Annotated in this window: 28 protein-coding genes and 1 tRNA gene; 25 read left to right on the top strand and 4 right to left on the bottom strand. The window is 33.6% G+C overall.

Annotated elements, in window-relative coordinates; genetic code table 11:
- Positions 1-83: 83 nt before the first annotated feature.
- Together OCF95_RS01515 and OCF95_RS01510 are read right to left on the bottom strand one after the other, a co-directional pair.
- Positions 84-998: a hypothetical protein gene (locus OCF95_RS01515; protein WP_261035468.1), complete on the bottom strand. Its 915-nt coding sequence runs from the start codon at positions 996-998 to the stop codon at positions 84-86.
- A gap of 289 nt (positions 999-1,287) precedes the next feature.
- Entirely contained in the window at positions 1,288-1,875 is a 588-nt protein-coding gene (locus tag OCF95_RS01510; protein ID WP_004256625.1) for a recombinase family protein, read from the bottom strand.
- Positions 1,876-2,267: 392 nt separating this feature from the next.
- Here OCF95_RS01510 and OCF95_RS01505 point away from each other — a divergent pair.
- Positions 2,268-3,066 (top strand): IS5 family transposase gene (locus OCF95_RS01505; protein ID WP_261104713.1). Its coding sequence is split into 2 segments (ribosomal slippage): positions 2,268-2,642 and positions 2,644-3,066, totalling 798 coding nucleotides; the frame shifts between segments, so codons are not numbered across the junction.
- Between the two features lie 58 nt (positions 3,067-3,124).
- Here the strand turns inward: OCF95_RS01505 and OCF95_RS01500 are convergent.
- Complete coding sequence (locus tag OCF95_RS01500; protein ID WP_000710764.1) at positions 3,125-3,367, bottom strand: type B 50S ribosomal protein L31; 243 nt, start codon at positions 3,365-3,367, stop codon at positions 3,125-3,127.
- Positions 3,368-3,462: 95 nt separating this feature from the next.
- Positions 3,463-4,398, bottom strand: coding sequence for a DHH family phosphoesterase (locus tag OCF95_RS01495; protein ID WP_261104712.1), 936 nt, complete (start codon positions 4,396-4,398; stop codon positions 3,463-3,465).
- Positions 4,399-4,501: 103 nt separating this feature from the next.
- Between OCF95_RS01495 and OCF95_RS01490 the strand changes: the two genes are divergently transcribed.
- The 24 genes from OCF95_RS01490 to OCF95_RS01370 all read left to right on the top strand — a co-directional run bounded on the left by OCF95_RS01490 (position 4,502) and on the right by OCF95_RS01370 (position 16,106).
- A complete protein-coding gene (locus OCF95_RS01490) occupies positions 4,502-4,945 on the top strand; it encodes a flavodoxin (protein ID WP_001162128.1) in 444 nt (147 codons plus the stop codon).
- Between the two features lie 114 nt (positions 4,946-5,059).
- Entirely contained in the window at positions 5,060-5,326 is a 267-nt protein-coding gene (locus tag OCF95_RS01485; protein ID WP_261050015.1) for a chorismate mutase, read from the top strand.
- The gene (gene crcB / locus OCF95_RS01480) at positions 5,323-5,697 is read left to right on the top strand and encodes a fluoride efflux transporter CrcB (protein ID WP_261104710.1); all 375 of its coding nucleotides are present in this window, start codon (positions 5,323-5,325) and stop codon (positions 5,695-5,697) included. The genes OCF95_RS01485 and crcB (OCF95_RS01480) overlap by 4 nt, the downstream gene beginning before the upstream one ends.
- Complete coding sequence (gene crcB / locus OCF95_RS01475) at positions 5,691-6,020, top strand: fluoride efflux transporter CrcB (protein WP_261104709.1); 330 nt, start codon at positions 5,691-5,693, stop codon at positions 6,018-6,020. Before crcB (OCF95_RS01480) ends, crcB (OCF95_RS01475) begins: the two co-directional genes overlap by 7 nt.
- 118 nt (positions 6,021-6,138) lie before the next feature.
- Complete coding sequence (gene rplS / locus OCF95_RS01470) at positions 6,139-6,486, top strand: 50S ribosomal protein L19 (RefSeq protein WP_001068669.1); 348 nt, start codon at positions 6,139-6,141, stop codon at positions 6,484-6,486.
- 41 nt (positions 6,487-6,527) lie between these two features.
- A tRNA-Arg gene (locus tag OCF95_RS01465) sits at positions 6,528-6,599 on the top strand.
- 212 nt (positions 6,600-6,811) lie between these two features.
- Positions 6,812-7,045: an Imm74 family immunity protein gene (locus OCF95_RS01460; RefSeq protein WP_261104708.1), complete on the top strand. Its 234-nt coding sequence runs from the start codon at positions 6,812-6,814 to the stop codon at positions 7,043-7,045.
- Between the two features lie 20 nt (positions 7,046-7,065).
- Positions 7,066-7,620, top strand: coding sequence for a hypothetical protein (locus OCF95_RS01455; RefSeq protein WP_225742514.1), 555 nt, complete (start codon positions 7,066-7,068; stop codon positions 7,618-7,620).
- Positions 7,621-7,690: 70 nt separating this feature from the next.
- A complete protein-coding gene (locus OCF95_RS01450) occupies positions 7,691-8,113 on the top strand; it encodes a hypothetical protein (RefSeq protein WP_261104706.1) in 423 nt (140 codons plus the stop codon).
- A gap of 12 nt (positions 8,114-8,125) precedes the next feature.
- Positions 8,126-8,509 (top strand): hypothetical protein, encoded by a 384-nt coding sequence (locus OCF95_RS01445; RefSeq protein ID WP_084928391.1) that lies wholly within the window; start codon positions 8,126-8,128, stop codon positions 8,507-8,509.
- A gap of 78 nt (positions 8,510-8,587) precedes the next feature.
- Positions 8,588-9,082, top strand: a complete 495-nt coding sequence (locus tag OCF95_RS01440; RefSeq protein ID WP_239822232.1) for a hypothetical protein — start codon at positions 8,588-8,590, stop codon at positions 9,080-9,082.
- A 50-nt stretch (positions 9,083-9,132) separates the two neighbouring features.
- The gene (locus tag OCF95_RS01435) at positions 9,133-9,471 is read left to right on the top strand and encodes an Imm59 family immunity protein (protein ID WP_261104705.1); all 339 of its coding nucleotides are present in this window, start codon (positions 9,133-9,135) and stop codon (positions 9,469-9,471) included.
- A gap of 3 nt (positions 9,472-9,474) precedes the next feature.
- Positions 9,475-10,125 (top strand): Imm59 family immunity protein, encoded by a 651-nt coding sequence (locus OCF95_RS09860; RefSeq protein ID WP_315899047.1) that lies wholly within the window; start codon positions 9,475-9,477, stop codon positions 10,123-10,125.
- A 3-nt stretch (positions 10,126-10,128) separates the two neighbouring features.
- On the top strand, positions 10,129-10,800 hold the full coding sequence (locus tag OCF95_RS01420; RefSeq protein ID WP_261104703.1) for an Imm59 family immunity protein: 672 nt from the start codon (positions 10,129-10,131) through the stop codon (positions 10,798-10,800).
- Between the two features lie 135 nt (positions 10,801-10,935).
- Positions 10,936-11,595 carry a DUF6572 domain-containing protein gene (locus OCF95_RS01415; protein ID WP_261104702.1) on the top strand — a complete coding sequence of 220 codons (660 nt, stop codon included), beginning with the start codon at positions 10,936-10,938 and terminating at the stop codon, positions 11,593-11,595.
- 99 nt (positions 11,596-11,694) lie between these two features.
- Positions 11,695-12,105, top strand: a complete 411-nt coding sequence (locus OCF95_RS01410; RefSeq protein ID WP_261026769.1) for a hypothetical protein — start codon at positions 11,695-11,697, stop codon at positions 12,103-12,105.
- Between the two features lie 35 nt (positions 12,106-12,140).
- The gene (locus tag OCF95_RS01405; RefSeq protein ID WP_261104701.1) at positions 12,141-12,545 is read left to right on the top strand and encodes an Imm63 family immunity protein; all 405 of its coding nucleotides are present in this window, start codon (positions 12,141-12,143) and stop codon (positions 12,543-12,545) included.
- 19 nt (positions 12,546-12,564) lie between these two features.
- Positions 12,565-12,813, top strand: a complete 249-nt coding sequence (locus OCF95_RS01400) for a hypothetical protein (RefSeq protein WP_125851900.1) — start codon at positions 12,565-12,567, stop codon at positions 12,811-12,813.
- Positions 12,814-12,856: 43 nt separating this feature from the next.
- Complete coding sequence (locus tag OCF95_RS01395; RefSeq protein ID WP_261104700.1) at positions 12,857-13,177, top strand: hypothetical protein; 321 nt, start codon at positions 12,857-12,859, stop codon at positions 13,175-13,177.
- Positions 13,178-13,230: 53 nt separating this feature from the next.
- Positions 13,231-13,710, top strand: coding sequence for a hypothetical protein (locus tag OCF95_RS01390; protein WP_261104699.1), 480 nt, complete (start codon positions 13,231-13,233; stop codon positions 13,708-13,710).
- Positions 13,711-13,775: 65 nt separating this feature from the next.
- The gene (locus OCF95_RS01385; protein ID WP_261104698.1) at positions 13,776-14,390 is read left to right on the top strand and encodes a hypothetical protein; all 615 of its coding nucleotides are present in this window, start codon (positions 13,776-13,778) and stop codon (positions 14,388-14,390) included.
- Positions 14,390-15,052 (top strand): DUF443 domain-containing protein, encoded by a 663-nt coding sequence (locus OCF95_RS01380; RefSeq protein WP_261104697.1) that lies wholly within the window; start codon positions 14,390-14,392, stop codon positions 15,050-15,052. Before OCF95_RS01385 ends, OCF95_RS01380 begins: the two co-directional genes overlap by 1 nt.
- Before the next feature lie 73 nt (positions 15,053-15,125).
- Entirely contained in the window at positions 15,126-15,809 is a 684-nt protein-coding gene (locus tag OCF95_RS01375) for a DUF443 family protein (RefSeq protein WP_261104696.1), read from the top strand.
- Between the two features lie 33 nt (positions 15,810-15,842).
- On the top strand, positions 15,843-16,106 hold the full coding sequence (locus OCF95_RS01370; RefSeq protein WP_261104695.1) for a hypothetical protein: 264 nt from the start codon (positions 15,843-15,845) through the stop codon (positions 16,104-16,106).
- The last annotated feature ends 626 nt before the right edge of the window (positions 16,107-16,732 follow it).

Genomic DNA, 16,732 nt, shown 5'->3' with positions numbered 1-16,732 from the left:
CCTAATGCTTGTTTTAAAATATTATTACTTGTCTTTTTATTTGTTTAGGACATTTTTTAAAGACGAGCAGTATATCTAATTTATTACTTTTTATCAACGGTAATATTCTTTAAGTTTGTTTTAGGATTATCAAGCGTGTATAGTGTATTTTTATTGGTTCGAATTGCAATTGCATTTTCATGGTCTTTATTTACCCCAATATTAAAAGTCGAATCGTAGATATCCATAGCATAAAATAGAGAAAGACTAAAACCCTTGTCTTCTGTTGTAGGGAAGTAATTTTTTAGTGGATTTGAAATATCAATTTCCTTATTTTGCTTATCGAATATTGTTCCAGTATATTTTAAAAATTCATAAGCAGTCTGATTTCCGCTACCATCTGTTTTTAACTTGATAGAGTACGAGCCGGTACTTGGTTTGGATAATTCTGCGAGTTCATTGGAATTTTCTAATGCCTGTATAGTTTTTTTATGTCGTTCAATTCGTTGCTCATGTTCCTCAGCTGAACCATTTGCTATTCCAACTGCCCCTTCAGGATATTTGTCTAGTTTTGCTTTATATTCATCTAGTTCCTTTTGTGTAAGTTCTAAATCCTCCTTATAATAATTGACGAGGTTATCATAATAAGTTTTTATGTTTTGCTTATGAAGTTCTTTCGCTTTCTCAATAACTTCCTTGTCAGATAATTTACTAACATCGCCTAATGTTAAATGTTCGCTATTTTTACTTCCGCGTAAATCAAATGCTGTAATTGTGTTATTTTTGGCAACTAATAAAAATTGGATTCTAGTTTCTTTTGAGGTTGATTTAGAGTTTTCTATATCATAGATAATGGTTTCATTTTTTGATAAGTATTCAGCAAATTCAGTACTTTTGCTTTTTGAAGAAACTTGTTCTATTTGTTTTTCTTCTTGATTACTTTGAGACTTAGTATGAGTACATGCAGTCAGAATGCATCCTGAAAGAAGTAGTGAAATTAAAATTATTTTGCGATTCATATAAAATTCTCCGTTAGTTACTATTTGTATTTGTAAAAATTAAATTATTGTGCATGAAGATAAGTAGTTAATAAAATTATTTTTTCATTATCAAAGAACTCCTAAAACAAAAATTATTAAATAAATGGTCTCTGTCCTAAAACCTAGGATTTTTTGGACAGGAAATACACTTTATTTTAGAACCATTTTCGTTAGAAAAAAGGTTCTAAAATCCAGTATTTTGACCGATTATTATTACACTACCATTCTATCAAGTTTGTCCAAAAAAGTCTAGGTTTTTTGACAGGAACTATGAATTTTTTATCCAATTATGAAAGGTGCTTTTTGATACTCCTAAGATGTCTGCACCTTCTCGTAATGTTATTTCTTTTTTCGTATATTGAGCTATTACATCAGGAAGATTATCCGGGGCAAGCAATTTTGGTCTACCGAATTTTTTCCCTTTTTTCTTTGCTTCTCGTATTCCTTCCATTTGTCTTTGTTTGATTTGTTCTCTTTCAAACTGTGCCACATAAGATAGAACTTGCAAAACGATGTCAGATATTAGTTTTCCTGTGATATTGTCATCGCTATTCTTTGTGTTTAATAAGGGGAAATCTAAAACAGTTATATTTACTTTCTTTTTCTTAGTAATTGATTGCCATTGTTCTAAAATTTCATCATAGTTTCTTCCCAATCTATCAATTGATTTAATAACTAATTCATCATTCTCCTTCAAGGTAGTTAATAATTTTTGATATTCTATTCTGTCAAAATCCTTTCCTGAAACATAATCAATAAAAATATTTTCTTTTGCTAATTTATTTTCTACCAAGGCTGAAAATTGTCTATCGATATTTTGTTCTCTTGTAGATACTCGAACATAACCGTAACGCATAAGGCTACCACCTATCTTTTTATCTCTATTTTAGACGAAAAGAAAACTACCGCCCATAATGAGTGGTAGTTTGGTGTACTCTTTGCTACTGTATTTTTTTGCCAAGATTTTGTCTTGGATGCGTGAATAGTAGTGTTGGATAAAAAATCTTAAGGACTTAAAAATCCTTTTAAACCAACCTTTTTGATGTTTACAAAAATTAAAAACAGTATGTTCAATTTTTGCATGTTCATCATGGTGATTTATAGTTTCCTTTTACAATTATTTTCCTTTTTATTTTATCAATTTTGGGGTTAAAAGTCTAATCTTTTTTGAGTGAATCTAAGAATTGTGCTTGGCAGTGGAAAATAAAAGTAGACTTCCTGTGAAACAAAATATGATACAATAAAACTATGAATTATGAAGTAAGTAAACCATTAAGTGATGCACGATTTAAGCGCCTTGTTGGTGTTCAGCGCACTACTTTTGAAGAGATGTTAGCTGTGTTAAAAACAACTTATCAACGTAAACACGCAAAAGGTGGACGAACCCCTAAGTTAAGCCTAGAAGACCTCCTAATGGCTACTCTTCAATATATGCGAGAATACCTCACTTATGAACAAATTACGGCTGATTTTGGCATTCACGAAAGCAACTTAATCCGTCGGAGTCAATGGGTTGAAGCAACTCTTATTCAAAGTGGCTTTACGATTTCAAAAACTCATCTTAGTGCTGAGGATACGGTGATTGTGGATGCAACAGAGCTAAAAATCAATCGTCCTAAAAAATCAACTAGCCAATTATTCTGGTAAAAAGAAATGTCATGCTATGAAGGCTCAGGCGATTGTCACAAGTCAAGGGAGAATTGTTTCTTTGGATATTGCAGTGAACTATTGCCACTATATGAAGTTATTCAAAATGAGTCGCAGAAATATCGGACAAGCTGGTAAAATCTTGGCAGACAGTGGTTATCAAGGGATCATGAAGATGTATTCACAAGCTCAAATTCCGAGGAAATCAAGAAAACTTAAGCCACTAACTCTTGAAGATAAATCCTATAATCATGTGCTATCTAAAGAGAGAATCAAGGTTGAGAATATTTTGGCAAAAGTAAAAACGTTTAAAATATTTTCAACAACCTATCGAAATCGACGTAGACGATTTCGATTACGAATGAATTTGATTTTCGAAGAGTATGAGTCTGGAACATGAAAACAGCAGTTGATTTCAAGAAACAAAAAAGAACAGTCGAAACTGTTCTTTTTTATCATTATTTGAGACCGTATTTTTTGTTGAAACGATCCACGCGTCCATCTGCTTGAGTGAACTTTTGACGTCCAGTGTAGAATGGGTGTGAGTCTGATGAAATTTCCACACGAATCAATGGGTAAGTTTCGCCTTCGAACTCAACTGTTTCGTTAGAGCGTTTTGTTGAACCGCTAAGGAATTGGTAACCAGTAGTTGTGTCCATGAAGACAACTGGGCGATATTCTGGATGGATATCTTTTTTCATTTTGCAATATTTCCTTTCTGCCATGGTCTCTTTGCGAGCCATAGATTGTTACCATACTAGTCTATCAGATTCTGAAAAGTTTGGCAAGTATTTTATCAGTTTTTAAGCAAGTTTTTTAACTTTTGATAGATGATTTCGTTTTCTTCTAGACTGTAGGAATTAGCACCACTTGCTAGAGGGTGGCCTCCACCATCATGTTCCTTGGCAATTTCATTGATAGGATGGATTTTACTGCGTAAGCGGACACGGTAGTGGCCATCAGCCTGCTCCACAAAAATTCCCCAGAGACTCACACTATCAATACGCCCAGGTGCACCGACAATGGCTGCAGTTTCAGCATCGGTAACATTGAATTGTTTTAAGATTTTCTGACTCAGGATAACGCGAGCAGCACCATTTTCATCCACTTCCAGATGGTCGTAGATGTAGCCTTGAAGTTTAGCAATTTTGTAACTCATAGTGTCCATTTTGCGAGTGAGAGCTGCAAAGTCAAAGTGATGTTCTCTCAAATAAGCAGCAAGACGAAGAGTCCGTGCTGTCGTAGAAGGGTAGAGGAAGCGACCTGTATCACCGACAATTCCTGCAAAGAGCAACTCAGCAGCACGATCTGACAAGGCCAGTTGGGTTGTTTGGGCAAATAGGGTAATCATCTCACTAGCGCTACTTGAACTAGTATCTACCCAAGATAGGTTACCGTATACATCATCATTTGGATGGTGGTCAATCTTAATGAGAAAATAACCTTGACTATAGCGCTTATCATCAATACGAGCAGTGTTAGCTGTATCACAGACGATGACAAGGGCGCCTCGGTAGGCACTATCTTCAACATGATCCATTTCAGCCATCCAAGTAAGAGTTGGTTCATCAAAACCAACAGCTTTGATGGTTTTTTCTGGGAAATGATGTTTGAGAAGAGCTTTCAATCCCACCTGACTTCCCAAGGCATCAGGATCTGGTTTCATATGACGGTGAATGATAATCGTGTCGTATTCTTTGATTTTTTCTAAAATTTGATGGCAAATGTCCATAAATAACCTCAATTCTTTCTCATTTCATTGTAGCACAAGAATTTTTATTTTTAAAATGAAAAAGATGTGATATAATGGAGAAAGATAAATTGAGGAGGACGATATGGCATTAGCAAAAATTGTATTTGCCAGTATGACCGGTAATACCGAAGAAATTGCAGATATTGTAGCAGACAAATTACGCGACTTGGGCTTGGATGTCGATGTTGATGAATGTACAACTGTTGACGCTTCAGACTTCTTGGAAGCAGACATCGCTATCGTTGCGACCTATACTTATGGTGATGGGGAATTGCCAGATGAGATGATGGACTTCTATGAAGACTTAGCAGACCTCAACTTGAATGGTAAAATCTACGGAGTGGTTGGCTCAGGAGATACCTTCTACGATGAATTCTGTAAGGCTGTTGATGACTTTGACCGTGTCTTTGTGTCAACAGGGGCAGAAAAAGGTTCAGAGTGTGTTAAAGTTGACCTTTCTGCTGAAGAAGAAGACATCGAACGCTTGGAACAATTCGCAGAAGAATTGGCTGCTAAAGTAGGATAAGTATAAAACTGCACTGATGGAATCAATCAGTGCATTTTTTTATCGTGAGTTGGGATTTTACTAGCCTATTTGGTGGCTTTTTGATACAATAATTCAAATAAAGGAGGAGAATGTATGGATTTAGATATTATTCGTCAAGAAATTGATCAAATCGACGACCAAATTGTCAAACTATTAGAAGAACGAATGCATTTGGTTGAGGGTGTAGTTGCTTATAAGAAAGCATCAGGAAAACCGATTTTAGATACTAAGAGAGAAGAAGCTATTTTTGAAAAGGTTAGAAGTCGTGTAGAGGACAAGCGCTATCAGGAGACTATTGTCGCGACTTTTTCTGACATACTCAAACGTTCGCGTGATTATCAGGATCAAAACATCAAATGAAAAAAGAACAATTTTATCCGCTAGGAATTTTTCTAGCTGCAATGGTGGGTGGACTTATCCGCTATCTAGTTTCCACTTGGTTACCAGCCAGTCCAGATTTTCCTTGGGGCACTCTCTTTGTCAACTATCTGGGAATTTTCTGCTTGGTTTATCTTGTCAAGGGATATCTGGTCTATAAGGGGACTAGTAAGGGCTTGGTTTTAGCACTGGGTACAGGTTTTTGTGGAGGTTTAACAACCTTTTCTAGTCTAATGCTTGATGCTGTGAAACTGTTTGATACAGGGCGTTATCTTAGTTTGGTCCTGTATTTGCTTTTGAGCATCGGTGGAGGTTTGCTTTTGGCTTACTGTCTAGGGAGGAAAAAATGGTAATCATTTATCTTGCAATTGCTTGTGGTTTCGGAGCTTTAGTACGGTATATCTTTTCCCGCTATAATCAAGTTTCTAAATTGCCTTTAGGAACTCTCATAGCCAATCTTTTAGGGTGCTTTTTGATTGGCTTATTCTACAATTATGTGGAGTCCAAGGAAGTCTATGCTATCTTAGCGACAGGTTTTTGTGGAGGGTTGACGACCTTTTCAACCTTGAATGACGAACTCCAAAGGTTGCTAAGCGATAAGAAGGTATTTTATTCTTACCTGATTTTGACCTACCTAGGTGGTTTAGTTGCGATTTTTTTAGGAATTCTGCTATAAATTTCTTTACTTTTTTGCGGAAATTTGGTAAACTGTATCTTGTGTGTAATGGACGCACAAAAATACAGTTTATCCGCTGAGGAAGATTCCTCAAGATTGACAAAGATAGGAGAATAAAATGAATCCATTAATCCAAAGCTTGACTGAAGGTCAACTTCGTACAGATATCCCATCATTCCGTCCTGGTGACACTGTTCGCGTACACGCGAAAGTTGTCGAAGGTAACCGTGAACGTATCCAGATTTTTGAAGGTGTTGTTATCGCACGTAAAGGTGCTGGCATCTCAGAAAACTACACAGTTCGTAAAATCTCTAACGGTGTAGGTGTTGAGCGTATCTTCCCAATCCACACTCCACGTGTTGAAAAAATCGAAGTTGTTCGTTACGGTAAAGTACGTCGTGCGAAATTGTACTACTTGCGTGCACTTCAAGGTAAGGCAGCTCGTATCAAAGAAATCCGTCGTTAATTCGACTAAAAAACTCTGCTTTTCAGCAGAGTTTTTATCTAGCTCCCTTAGTTCAATGGATATAACAACTCCCTCCTAAGGAGTAGTTGCAGGTTCGATTCCTGCAGGGGGCAGTAGTTCAATCGAAAAAGCACTGAATGATCAGTGTTTTTTTCTTGTCCTAAAATGGAAACCATTTCAGATGAAAATAGAGGTGTGGTATAATAGGAGAAAATATATGTACTAATTTGGTTGGGATTTCTCTCCGTATTATGAGATTGGATTAAGGATTAGGATCTAGATTTCTGAGAAGGAATAATGATGTTTGAGTAAAGAAGGAAATCGAATGAAAATTTCTGGGACAAGAGGTAACATTACTTTTGAATATGAAAATGGCTATGTTTTAAAAGTAGAGGGAGAGTTGTTGACTGATGGTAGCTTTATTGTATATAGGTCAAGCATACAGAATTGGGAGCCACCTTACAATCACATTCCTATCACACAGAACGAGATAGATAAACTTGTCGAGGAAGTGAACTTCAGGATGACGGAGCAAACAATTCAGATCGAATTTATCTGAGTTAGAGTAGGAGAAGGCAGATGAAATTTGATTACAGTGAACAGATACTCACATGGAAGTGGGATGGTAATGAAATAAAGATTGACTTACCAGATATCATTCATGCGGAATATCATAAAGATGAGAACATTGTTATCGTCTATAGTGGAGAAAACTTTATTAGCAAAACTATTTTCTACTATAGTTTAGAAGGAAAATTATTAGGGCGACAAAATGTAGAGGAAGGAAGACTAGAGTGGCATTATAAGGGCCAACATCAGATTGATTTTCATCATTTACATCATCTGCGATTTAGTCCTAAATATCAGCGTATCTTCAGTATATTTCGCTCATCCAGCGATTTTGACGTTCCATCAGAATTAGAGGTTTATAATTTAGAAGGTGAGAGAATCGACCAAATTGAATCTCCTGCAGGGTTTACAATGCTATACATTTCTGAGATAAGTAAAGAAAAACTGAGAATTGTATGTGAAGCTCTTAAAGAAGATTGTTTTGATAGTTTTGGTCGAAGTGATTTCTATTTTAATGTGGATTTAGAAACTAGAAAATGGATAAAAGATGGCGTAGCCTATTGAGGAAGAGAAAAAGAAACCTGATTTTTACGCTATTTTGGTTGAGAGAAGAATTTACACTAGGAGAAAACAAATGAAACCAACAAAACTACAATGGGAAGATGTTATCCAGTTTGAAGAAATTGAAGGATACGGGAAGTCAATCTGGAAAAATGAGGACAAGTATTATTTAGTTTTAGAAGAAGGAACCGTGGCTTCTTGGTTAGCGGTTTATGAATTACCAAATGAATTATTTGCCTTACTGGAAAGTGGGAAGAGATCGCTACTCGAAATATCTTGGAAGATTAAAACCGATCGTTGGCCACCGACGGAAGAAGAAAAGAAAGCTAGTGAGAAACAATTTATATTAAAAGGATTAACTCCTTTAATAGCTAATCCTAAGAGTTGGGAATTATTTACTCAGGAAGAGCTTGAAAGATTAATTCCGCTTGCTGAACAGAAATGGATTGACTGGAGAGGCAAACTTCCAGATGATTATGTATCACCACTTAAGTAAGGAAGGTATAAAATGAAACCAACAAATCTAGAATGGGAAGATGTTATCCAGTTTGAAGAAGTTGAAGGATATGGGAAATCCATCTGGAGAAATGATAACAAGTATTATTTAGTTTCAGAAGAGGGAACTGTGGCTTCTTGGTTAGTAGTCTATGAATTACCAAATGAACTGTTTGCCTTATTAGATAGTGGGGAAAGAACGCTACGTGAAGTATCTTGGAAGATTCAGAACGATTCTTGGCCACCGAACGTGACACAAGAAGAAGCTGATAGAAATTTCCTGAGGCAATATCCAGAAGCTTTAAGAGGAAATCCTAAAGCGCAAGCCTTATTCACAAAGGCCGAACTGGAAGAAATATTACCCGAAGGTGCTGAAATTCTAGCGTGTAGCGATTAAGAAAAGAAAACTAAGCTTAATAAAATCAAAATGGTAAATTTTGCAGAGAACGAACTAAGTCTTTTCGGAATTGGAGATATGAAAGATTATCAAATGAAAAATTACAGAAAACTCTTGTTAGAAGCTATCCAAGCAGGCGATGTTGCTGGGATTTTGCGAGGTGAAAAAAGATATTGTATAGAGCCTCCGACCTCTGTACCAGATGTTTTTCCGACAGATATTTGCCAAGTACTAACTGAGTATTTCTACAAGCAAAATGATATTGACAAGATTCAAGATTTATTAGAAGGCAGTCTTATAGAGCTATCGCAGCGTTCTGCAGTTGATTTGTATATTTCAGTTTTGTTTTTTGATGCAATCCTTTTTATGCAAGAAAAAAATATAGCGAGCTTTACAATCCATACGTCGACAGTTGCCCAAGCAATTGCTAAAGGAATTAAGGATTATCAAGAGGAATTGAACGACAGCATCACTTTCCCAAACGGTCTTGTGAAAATAAAACTAATGAACCAGCTGGAAAGATTCAATCAAAAATATCAAAAGAATGAACGGTTTTCCATTATTGAGAAATAGTGATGGTTCTTGTAACACTCTATAGATAAACTGTTAATTGGGACAATAATATGAATAATAATTTGAATTTAGATTTGTTAAAACAAGATGTAGAAAAAGAAATCAGAGAAAAAGGCTTTGAAAATCTTTATTATGCTCTATTTAATGAGCATAGTAGTCAACTTTGGGCTATACATCTATACTATCGAGATGGGAAGTTTATGGTAAATAGTCGGGACGACCGGACCTATATAATGGGGAAAACAAGGGAGTTTGACAATTTTGAAGAGGCAAAGCTATCTTTTCTTAATTTAATGGAGTCTTTTATCGAAATGAACAGATATTTTGTACAGAATGGAGATTCACCCTACTATTCTTGTAGTTTGTGGGATGAAAAAGGAGATGTCTAGAAGATGAGAGACGAAGCCCAAGAACGTTTAGAACTGTTATCAACCATTCAAGATTTAGGTTACGAGAGTTTGAGGTATTCTATTTTTAACGAATATGGTCCTGGTGAATGGGAAGTGGTAATCGAATTTGACGATTCTAAGCAAGTGTACAATGTTTACGCTACCATGGATCGAGCAAGTTATAATAAAAAATTAGAATTTGATAATTTTGAGGATGCCAAAAATAAATTTATAGAAAAACTAGATCTTACTGTAGAAATAAATAAACTTTTTGTAGAAAATGGGGAAGTTCCTGAATACTCCTCCCCGTTATGGGACAAAATCGAAGCTGACATTGAGAACATGAAATGCATAGTTGAACAAGAAATTGAAAAACGTCATTATGAGAGCTTACATTATGTTCTATTTGACGAAACAAAACAGCTTCCTTGGGCATTTCATCTTTATCAGAAAAATGGAAAATTTTATGTTGATGGTCGAGATGATCGATCATATATAGTTGGACATAGTAAAGAGTACGATAATTTTGGAAGTGCAAAGAAAGATTTTTTTGAAAAATTAGAACTCGTTATAGAAACTAATAAACTGAATATACAATTAGGATTGCCAGTAGAATATACATCACCATTATGGGATGAAAAAGAGGATAACTAGAAGATGAGAGACGAAGCCAAAGAACGTTCTGAACTTTTATTAGCCATTCAAGATTTAGGATATGAGTCTTTAAGATATTCTATTTTTAATGAACACAGACTTTCTGAGTGGGAAACTAGGATAGATTATAATCCAGAATTGAAATTGTATGAAGTTTACTCAACAATGGATCGAGCGAGTACAGGAAGTATTTTTAAGTTTAAGACATTTGAAGAAGCAAAAGAGAGATTTATCCATAATCTAAAGTTAACAGTTTTTCAAAATAAAACTTCCGTTGAAAATGGAGAAGTTCCTGAATATTCCTCTCCACTATGGGATAAACAAGATATCGATATCGAATCTTTGAAAAATATAGTGGAAAAGGAGATTAAAGAAAGAGGTTTTGAAAGCTTGTCTTATGTCTTGTTTGATGAAGATAGCAGTCAACCTTGGGCAACACATTTGTTTTTTAAAAATGGCAAATTTCAAATTAACAGTAGGGATGAACGCTCATATATTGTGGGAAAAACATGGGAGTTTGATACGATGAAGGAAGCAAAGGATGAGTTCTTTAAGTTTCTTAGTCAAACAGTTCATGCGGAACAGTTGGCTAATGAATTTGGTTTTTCGCACCCCTATCCTTCGCCACTATGGTACAAGGAAGGGAAAAGATTTAATTTGAGGCAGGATATGTGAATCTTGTAAAAGATGTGTTTAGCTTTCTAGGTTATTGAGAACTAGCTAAAGTTTAGTTAGTACGAAAGAGAAGATAAATGATTTTGAAGAAAGAATAAATCAGTAGACATTTGGTAAAAGACAAAGGAGATGAGAATGGAAACTATTTATTTAAGTCAAAAAAACATGTTGGAAATCTGTCAAGAGGGGGATAAGTATTTTTTACGTTATCCAACTTTTAATATTACCATGCCAGAAGTGGTTCAAGAAATTCCCAAAGAAGCTGCCAATAGCTATATATCGGGAGAACATACTGGTAAAGAGTTGATGAATTATGCGCAATATGGTTTTTGGAAATCAAAAAAGCAATATACACAGGAAGAGTCAGACAAAATTTTTATACGAAATAATCCTGATTTAATTTTTAATGATTTACCTGATAACAAAAAAATATTTTCTCCTGGAGAATTTACTCAAATTGCCACCCAAGCCATCGTTTCAAAATTGAAACCTAGCGAACTTGACGCTATTGGTATAGTTGATAATCATTTAGAGCTTCTTCTGGTGGATCCAGTCGGCTGGCAGGAAGAGATAGAAGCAGTCCATCTTAAAATTCTGCAAGAAAAAATCAACAATTACATTCACTTCCTCGAAAGCAAGCAGTATGTGGAGCGATATGGCGATAGCTTTGACAAAAAAGTCATCCATATCACATTCCAGTACTCCCCATCTGATAATGGATTGGCCTTTCTTGCTGAGGTTCAGAAAGTGTTACAACCCACAGATATGAGTTTGAAGGTAGAATTACCGGAGTGATAAAGAGGGCGAAAGACGCTCTCTTTTTGTGGTATAATGTGACTAGATTGTCAAAACTTTTTTTAAACAGGTAAAAATAGGATATAGTTAGGAATTCTAATGATTATAAATAATACAGTTATCAACAAACAATTAACAAAAGAAATATTTAATAATAATTTTAAAGGTTATCTTCAACAAGATGAAAGTTCTAATTTATTTAAGTTAAAATCCCCCGTTAAGATTGAAGGATTAGAATTTTGGGCAGATTTTAATTTTAAAAATAACATTCTTGAATCTTTAAAGTTATGTATTTATCAATCAAATGCTCCGATAAATTATTCGAATATGTTTGAATATAAACTACAAGATATAAAAGGAATACAGGATAAGTGGTTAGAAAAACAATATGGTAGATTTTCCGAAAAGAGTACATACTCTAGTAAATTTAATACCTCTTTTGCGGAAATAATATCATATATTGATACAAAATCAGGTGAGACCAGTATTCTATTCTTGTTTAGCAAATAATTATTATTTATGAATAATGGAATGAGGTAAAAATAATGCAGTTAAAGCAAGAATTAATAGAGTTACTATTAAAAATAGGGGAAACAAATCTTAATCAGTCGGATTTATTTACAGAAGAAAAACCATCTCTATTCTTACCGGAAGGGCGTACTATTTATTTAGAGGGCGATTATTACTACATTGTTGGTGTCGAACGTGGCAAAATAAATTCTGAGAAAAAATTTGATAATAAGGAAGATATTCTTTATTATCTTTTGCAATCATATGTTACTAAAATTGCATCAAAAAATGCATGGGCTAATGCTAATGGAGATTTTGACCGTTATGATACCCTTTTTCAAGAAGAACAAATTCGCTTATTTAGTATAATTGATCCTAAGTATGGAGAGAGAAGAAGGAAGGAAGCAACCTCAAAATTCTCTTTACTTAAAAAGTCATAAAACTAACGGAGAAACTACAATGACAAAAGAAGAGTTACTTACTTTTTTAGAGTGTAATCGAAGTAAGCTTAAATATCATACAGTCTATCTAAACAAAAAAGCATTAGAGCAGTTCGCAATAGGGTATTTTCTGGATTCGAAATCAAATAAATTTCTGGTGTATGAAGTGTCAGAGCGTCAGAGTTTAATTAAAATTGCTTCCTTTAAAAATGAAGAAGAAGCTATTGAGAAAGTTTATGAGATAGTCAAATTTAGATGTCGTATGTGAACTAGATTTCTATTAATAAGTAAAGAATGTTATGGAGAATAGCATGATGACCAATTTAAAAGAAGAACTGACAGATTCGTTATCTGAATTAATAGAGTTTCTATCAAATTACAAGGAAAAAAATAATGTTAATAATTTCATTGGTATCCTTGAGGAAATGCAGTTTATCCTACAAAGTATAGGAAAATCCCAGATACCAGCTGAAACGATGAACCAACTACAAAAAATGTACAAAAGTATGTTTTTCCCAAGAGATGGTTTATCGGATTTTTATGTTTTTGATTCGGACGCTGCATACATGAAAAGGAGAAATGAGCAATTCTCTTTAATGCTAGAGAGAATTGACAGTTTATTTAAAGACTAGATAACTGATGGGAGATTTGGTAAGAATTGATTGTATTGGAATGAGGAATGTAAATGTACGAAATTTATAAACAAAACAAATTTGAAGCAGAATATGAGAACAAGCATGAAGTAATTTTATATAGTCGTGTTAAATTTAAAGATTTTCAAAATTATATAAGTCCTTGGGGGAGGATATCTGATAATGTATTTACAAAAAACGTCAAGATGGAGGAGCTAGACTATCTATACAGTATTCATTATGAAATTCAATATAAGGGGCATTCCTTTTTTGTTAGTAGTGGGATGATTCGAAAGAATATTGAGAAAGATTGGTTTGAAATAATACCAAGCGCCAATCAAAATCAAATAAAGGATGAGTTGGGATTCAAGCAGATAAACAAATTAGAATGGGCAAAAGAGATTAGCCGAAAAGACATTGAAGTCTTAAAAATAGTCGAAACACCTTTAGGAATCTTTAAAGATCAGGGAGTTAAAGTAAAAAGTTTAGAAGGCCAAGCCATTGATAACTTTTTAAATTCTATTGAAAAGTAATGTTGTGATACTGTGGTTTCAATCTAATAGAAGAAAAAAATGGAATCTGTTTCGAGGAAATGATAATGTTTGATAATGAATATATTGTAAGTTTGAAAAGGTTTATCAGCAATGTCGAAATTGTTTCAATAAATAACAAGTTGCAGGCATATGATAATGTGGATATTATTTATATTCTAGAAAAAAAAGAAGACGAATTTTTCATTTTAGTAAATGAAAGAGGGGTTATTTTAGAATATTGTAAAATTAGTAACAAGGAGTTAGCACAACTATATTTTGCTATATTTGTTAAAAGAGGAGTTACAGATTTTGAATTTCCACTGATGACTTTAATAAATGATATAGAAGATATTGAAATATTGAAAGAATACTTAACTAGAGAACAACTGGATGACTTTTATTCGGTTGATTCTAGAACTAAAGGTAAAATAAATTTTTCTACAAAATTAAACAAGATTTATTATATAGATGCAAGTGACAATGAATACAATCTATTTTGCCTGCCAAACAGAATATTTCAAACCTTCTATGTATCAATCGTAAAATTAAAAACTATTAAGGAATGGATGATTCAACTGAATGATGCAAATGGATTAGGAGATGAATATGAGGCTACCTTGTTAGGGTATAGTTCAGAGGGAATAAGTAGAAGTGATTCGTTTGTGACTAAGGAGAACTGATGGAAAAAATTCGTTTTACTTATGGAAATTTTCATTATTTAGTATTTGAATTGAATCATCAATACTATCTACTTGATAGAAGACCATGTCATTTGATAGGATATCTTTTCCCACCTATAAATTGGCTTTTCTTTCAACATGTGTATCCCATTACATCTGATGAGTACTGTAAGATAAAAGAAAAAAATGGACGTGCTACAAAACTCACTGTTTTAGCTTCTCTCGGTGCTGGGCTGAGTATCTTTTTATATAATTGGTTACGGGTTAACAAGATTGATATCACTAAATATTTTGAAACGAATCTTTCAACTTTTACGAAAGTGGCACTCTTTTTAATGACTTTTCTTTTAACATATGTTCTGGTTGAATTATTTCACTATTCTCGGAAAAGAAGGATGGTTTCTGTGCTAGGGCGCGAACTTAGGCATTTACAATACTATAAAATCAGGCCAGTAAGAATCGACTTAAAACAATTGCTAGGCTTTATAGTAGTTATTGCTGGACTAGCATTTTTTATGTCCTTGTATTATTTTTACTCAGGTAACTTACTTTTTGGTTTAATGGCTAATGCAATCATCTTTCTATATTTATCGGCTTCTAATGTTGCCTTTGGAACTGAAAGTCATCACTTATATAAAATAAATGATAAAATACTAAAATAAGATGTAGATTATATCGAGAAACTCCTCGAAGCTTGGGAAAAACTTATGATTTCTTAAATTAGTAAGGATTAGAATGCAAAAAATAAAATTATATTATAAAGGGAATCTTCGATACCAATTATTTTATTATCAGGGGAAGCAGTATCTATTAGATAGGTCTCCTAAACATTTTCTCGGATATTTCTGTTTGCCTTTAAACTGGTATTTTTATCATAAGGTTTATACTATTTCAGATGAAGAACTTTTTAAAATCGAAGAAAAAAACTCTAAGGCGAGTAAATTTATCCTTCCAACGTCATTAGCCGCAGGATTGGCAGTTTTTGTGAATGCCTGGGCTCGTATGAATCATATTGATTTATTTGCCAACTTTTATGTGAATTTTTCGATAGTAACTAGCTTGATTATAGTAGTTATTGGTCTATTATTGTCTTTTAGTTTGCTTCAACTCTTATATTCTAAAAAGAAAAAGACTTTGGAAAAATTACTCAATAGATCGTTGGAGCAATCTAATTATTATAAAATAAAACCAATAAATTCATTGCGATTTTACGTAAAAATGCTTCTTTTACGCCTATGTTTTTTTGCTTTAGCTCTTATATTTGCCTTAGCTTTTATTTATATAAAAAATGTTGCTATGCTTTTGATGATGATTTTAACAATGTTCATTTTTCTTGCAAGCATAAACGTTGCCTTTGTACCTGGAGAAGAACGGGAATATGAGATAGTTGATGTTAGATCAAATAATAGTAAAAATTAAACGAAGTGATTAAAGTTAATAAGGAATTCAATTATGAAGAACCAATACACGCAATATATTAAGCAATTACAAGAGTTGATTAACTTGGAATATCCGAGCCAGAAACGATATCCTGGGATCATTCAGGATATTTACAAGCTGACTGAATGTATAGGACGAGGAGAAACGACGGATGAAGTCAGCTTTTTTAGTCTAGCAAGAAGATTTGTAGATGAGACCATGGATTATAAAAGCGATATTTTAGTTGTCTTAAAACAGTTGGAGAAAGAACTGAACAAAGGAAATGACAGAAAATAGAAAACATTATAAAGGACTAGTTCATCTAGTAGAATTTAAGAACAAATTAGTCTATTATGACTTAAAGACAAAGAAATTGTATTTTTCAATTCCAGAAAAAATTTCTAAGAGTCAACAGTACGTTATATTTTCACTGGTGTTGCTCGTTCTTCCATTTATAAGTTTTCTGAATGGATTGACAATCTTTAGTATACCTGCTCACAAGTATCTTTATTTGATTTTATTCTCTTGTCTTTCCTTATTTATCGGAAAATTGCTAGATGTCTATTTTAAGAAAGATTTGGATTTGTATCCGGCTCTATTTACAGATTTTGAGTATTTAGAGTTCTTAGAAGTATCGAAGAAAAATGCGGCTATCGTATTATTCTTTATACGTTGTAGTCTTATCAGTCTGCTAGTATTTGTAATAGTCTATCTGTCATATCCTAGTTTTTTGCCATTATTTTTCCACTCGATGCTTTTGTTTATTCTCTATTTGTGTTTAGCCAATAATTTGCACAAGCGAAAGAAGGTAATGGAGAGTTTGATAAGAAATGCACGTACCAACTAGATCTTTTTGCCTATGGTAAAGAAGAATCAAAAAAGGTAAAGAAAGTTCATTTTTCTAACAACCATAAACCTTGCCT

It is taken from the genome of Streptococcus mitis, assembly GCF_946188615.1.
GTDB classification, from domain to species: domain Bacteria; phylum Bacillota; class Bacilli; order Lactobacillales; family Streptococcaceae; genus Streptococcus; species Streptococcus mitis_BZ.
The sequence above is the reverse complement of the archived record's forward strand: the minus strand, read 5'-3'. Positions and strand labels throughout refer to the sequence as shown.

Bases quoted from the DNA above. Each gene is read 5' to 3' on its own strand.
- crcB (WP_261104709.1), top strand. From the start codon at position 5,691: ATGGTAATCATTTATCTTGCAATTGCTTGTGGTTTCGGAGCTTTAGTA.
- OCF95_RS01455 (WP_225742514.1), top strand. From the start codon at position 7,066: ATGAAATTTGATTACAGTGAACAGATACTCACATGGAAGTGGGATGGT.
- crcB (WP_261104710.1), top strand. From the start codon at position 5,323: ATGAAAAAAGAACAATTTTATCCGCTAGGAATTTTTCTAGCTGCAATG.
- OCF95_RS01435 (WP_261104705.1), top strand. From the start codon at position 9,133: ATGAATAATAATTTGAATTTAGATTTGTTAAAACAAGATGTAGAAAAA.
- OCF95_RS01515 (WP_261035468.1), bottom strand. From the start codon at position 998: ATGAATCGCAAAATAATTTTAATTTCACTACTTCTTTCAGGATGCATT.
- OCF95_RS01400 (WP_125851900.1), top strand. From the start codon at position 12,565: ATGACAAAAGAAGAGTTACTTACTTTTTTAGAGTGTAATCGAAGTAAG.
- OCF95_RS01405 (WP_261104701.1), top strand. From the start codon at position 12,141: ATGCAGTTAAAGCAAGAATTAATAGAGTTACTATTAAAAATAGGGGAA.
- OCF95_RS01500 (WP_000710764.1), bottom strand. From the start codon at position 3,367: ATGAAAAAAGATATCCATCCAGAATATCGCCCAGTTGTCTTCATGGAC.
- OCF95_RS01510 (WP_004256625.1), bottom strand. From the start codon at position 1,875: ATGCGTTACGGTTATGTTCGAGTATCTACAAGAGAACAAAATATCGAT.
- OCF95_RS01420 (WP_261104703.1), top strand. From the start codon at position 10,129: ATGAGAGACGAAGCCAAAGAACGTTCTGAACTTTTATTAGCCATTCAA.
- OCF95_RS01490 (WP_001162128.1), top strand. From the start codon at position 4,502: ATGGCATTAGCAAAAATTGTATTTGCCAGTATGACCGGTAATACCGAA.
- OCF95_RS09860 (WP_315899047.1), top strand. From the start codon at position 9,475: ATGAGAGACGAAGCCCAAGAACGTTTAGAACTGTTATCAACCATTCAA.
- OCF95_RS01445 (WP_084928391.1), top strand. From the start codon at position 8,126: ATGAAACCAACAAATCTAGAATGGGAAGATGTTATCCAGTTTGAAGAA.
- OCF95_RS01380 (WP_261104697.1), top strand. From the start codon at position 14,390: ATGGAAAAAATTCGTTTTACTTATGGAAATTTTCATTATTTAGTATTT.
- OCF95_RS01410 (WP_261026769.1), top strand. From the start codon at position 11,695: ATGATTATAAATAATACAGTTATCAACAAACAATTAACAAAAGAAATA.
- OCF95_RS01440 (WP_239822232.1), top strand. From the start codon at position 8,588: ATGAAAGATTATCAAATGAAAAATTACAGAAAACTCTTGTTAGAAGCT.
- rplS (WP_001068669.1), top strand. From the start codon at position 6,139: ATGAATCCATTAATCCAAAGCTTGACTGAAGGTCAACTTCGTACAGAT.
- OCF95_RS01485 (WP_261050015.1), top strand. From the start codon at position 5,060: ATGGATTTAGATATTATTCGTCAAGAAATTGATCAAATCGACGACCAA.
- OCF95_RS01390 (WP_261104699.1), top strand. From the start codon at position 13,231: ATGTACGAAATTTATAAACAAAACAAATTTGAAGCAGAATATGAGAAC.
- OCF95_RS01395 (WP_261104700.1), top strand. From the start codon at position 12,857: ATGATGACCAATTTAAAAGAAGAACTGACAGATTCGTTATCTGAATTA.
- OCF95_RS01385 (WP_261104698.1), top strand. From the start codon at position 13,776: ATGTTTGATAATGAATATATTGTAAGTTTGAAAAGGTTTATCAGCAAT.
- OCF95_RS01370 (WP_261104695.1), top strand. From the start codon at position 15,843: ATGAAGAACCAATACACGCAATATATTAAGCAATTACAAGAGTTGATT.
- OCF95_RS01460 (WP_261104708.1), top strand. From the start codon at position 6,812: ATGAAAATTTCTGGGACAAGAGGTAACATTACTTTTGAATATGAAAAT.
- OCF95_RS01375 (WP_261104696.1), top strand. From the start codon at position 15,126: ATGCAAAAAATAAAATTATATTATAAAGGGAATCTTCGATACCAATTA.
- OCF95_RS01450 (WP_261104706.1), top strand. From the start codon at position 7,691: ATGAAACCAACAAAACTACAATGGGAAGATGTTATCCAGTTTGAAGAA.
- OCF95_RS01415 (WP_261104702.1), top strand. From the start codon at position 10,936: ATGGAAACTATTTATTTAAGTCAAAAAAACATGTTGGAAATCTGTCAA.
- OCF95_RS01495 (WP_261104712.1), bottom strand. From the start codon at position 4,398: ATGGACATTTGCCATCAAATTTTAGAAAAAATCAAAGAATACGACACG.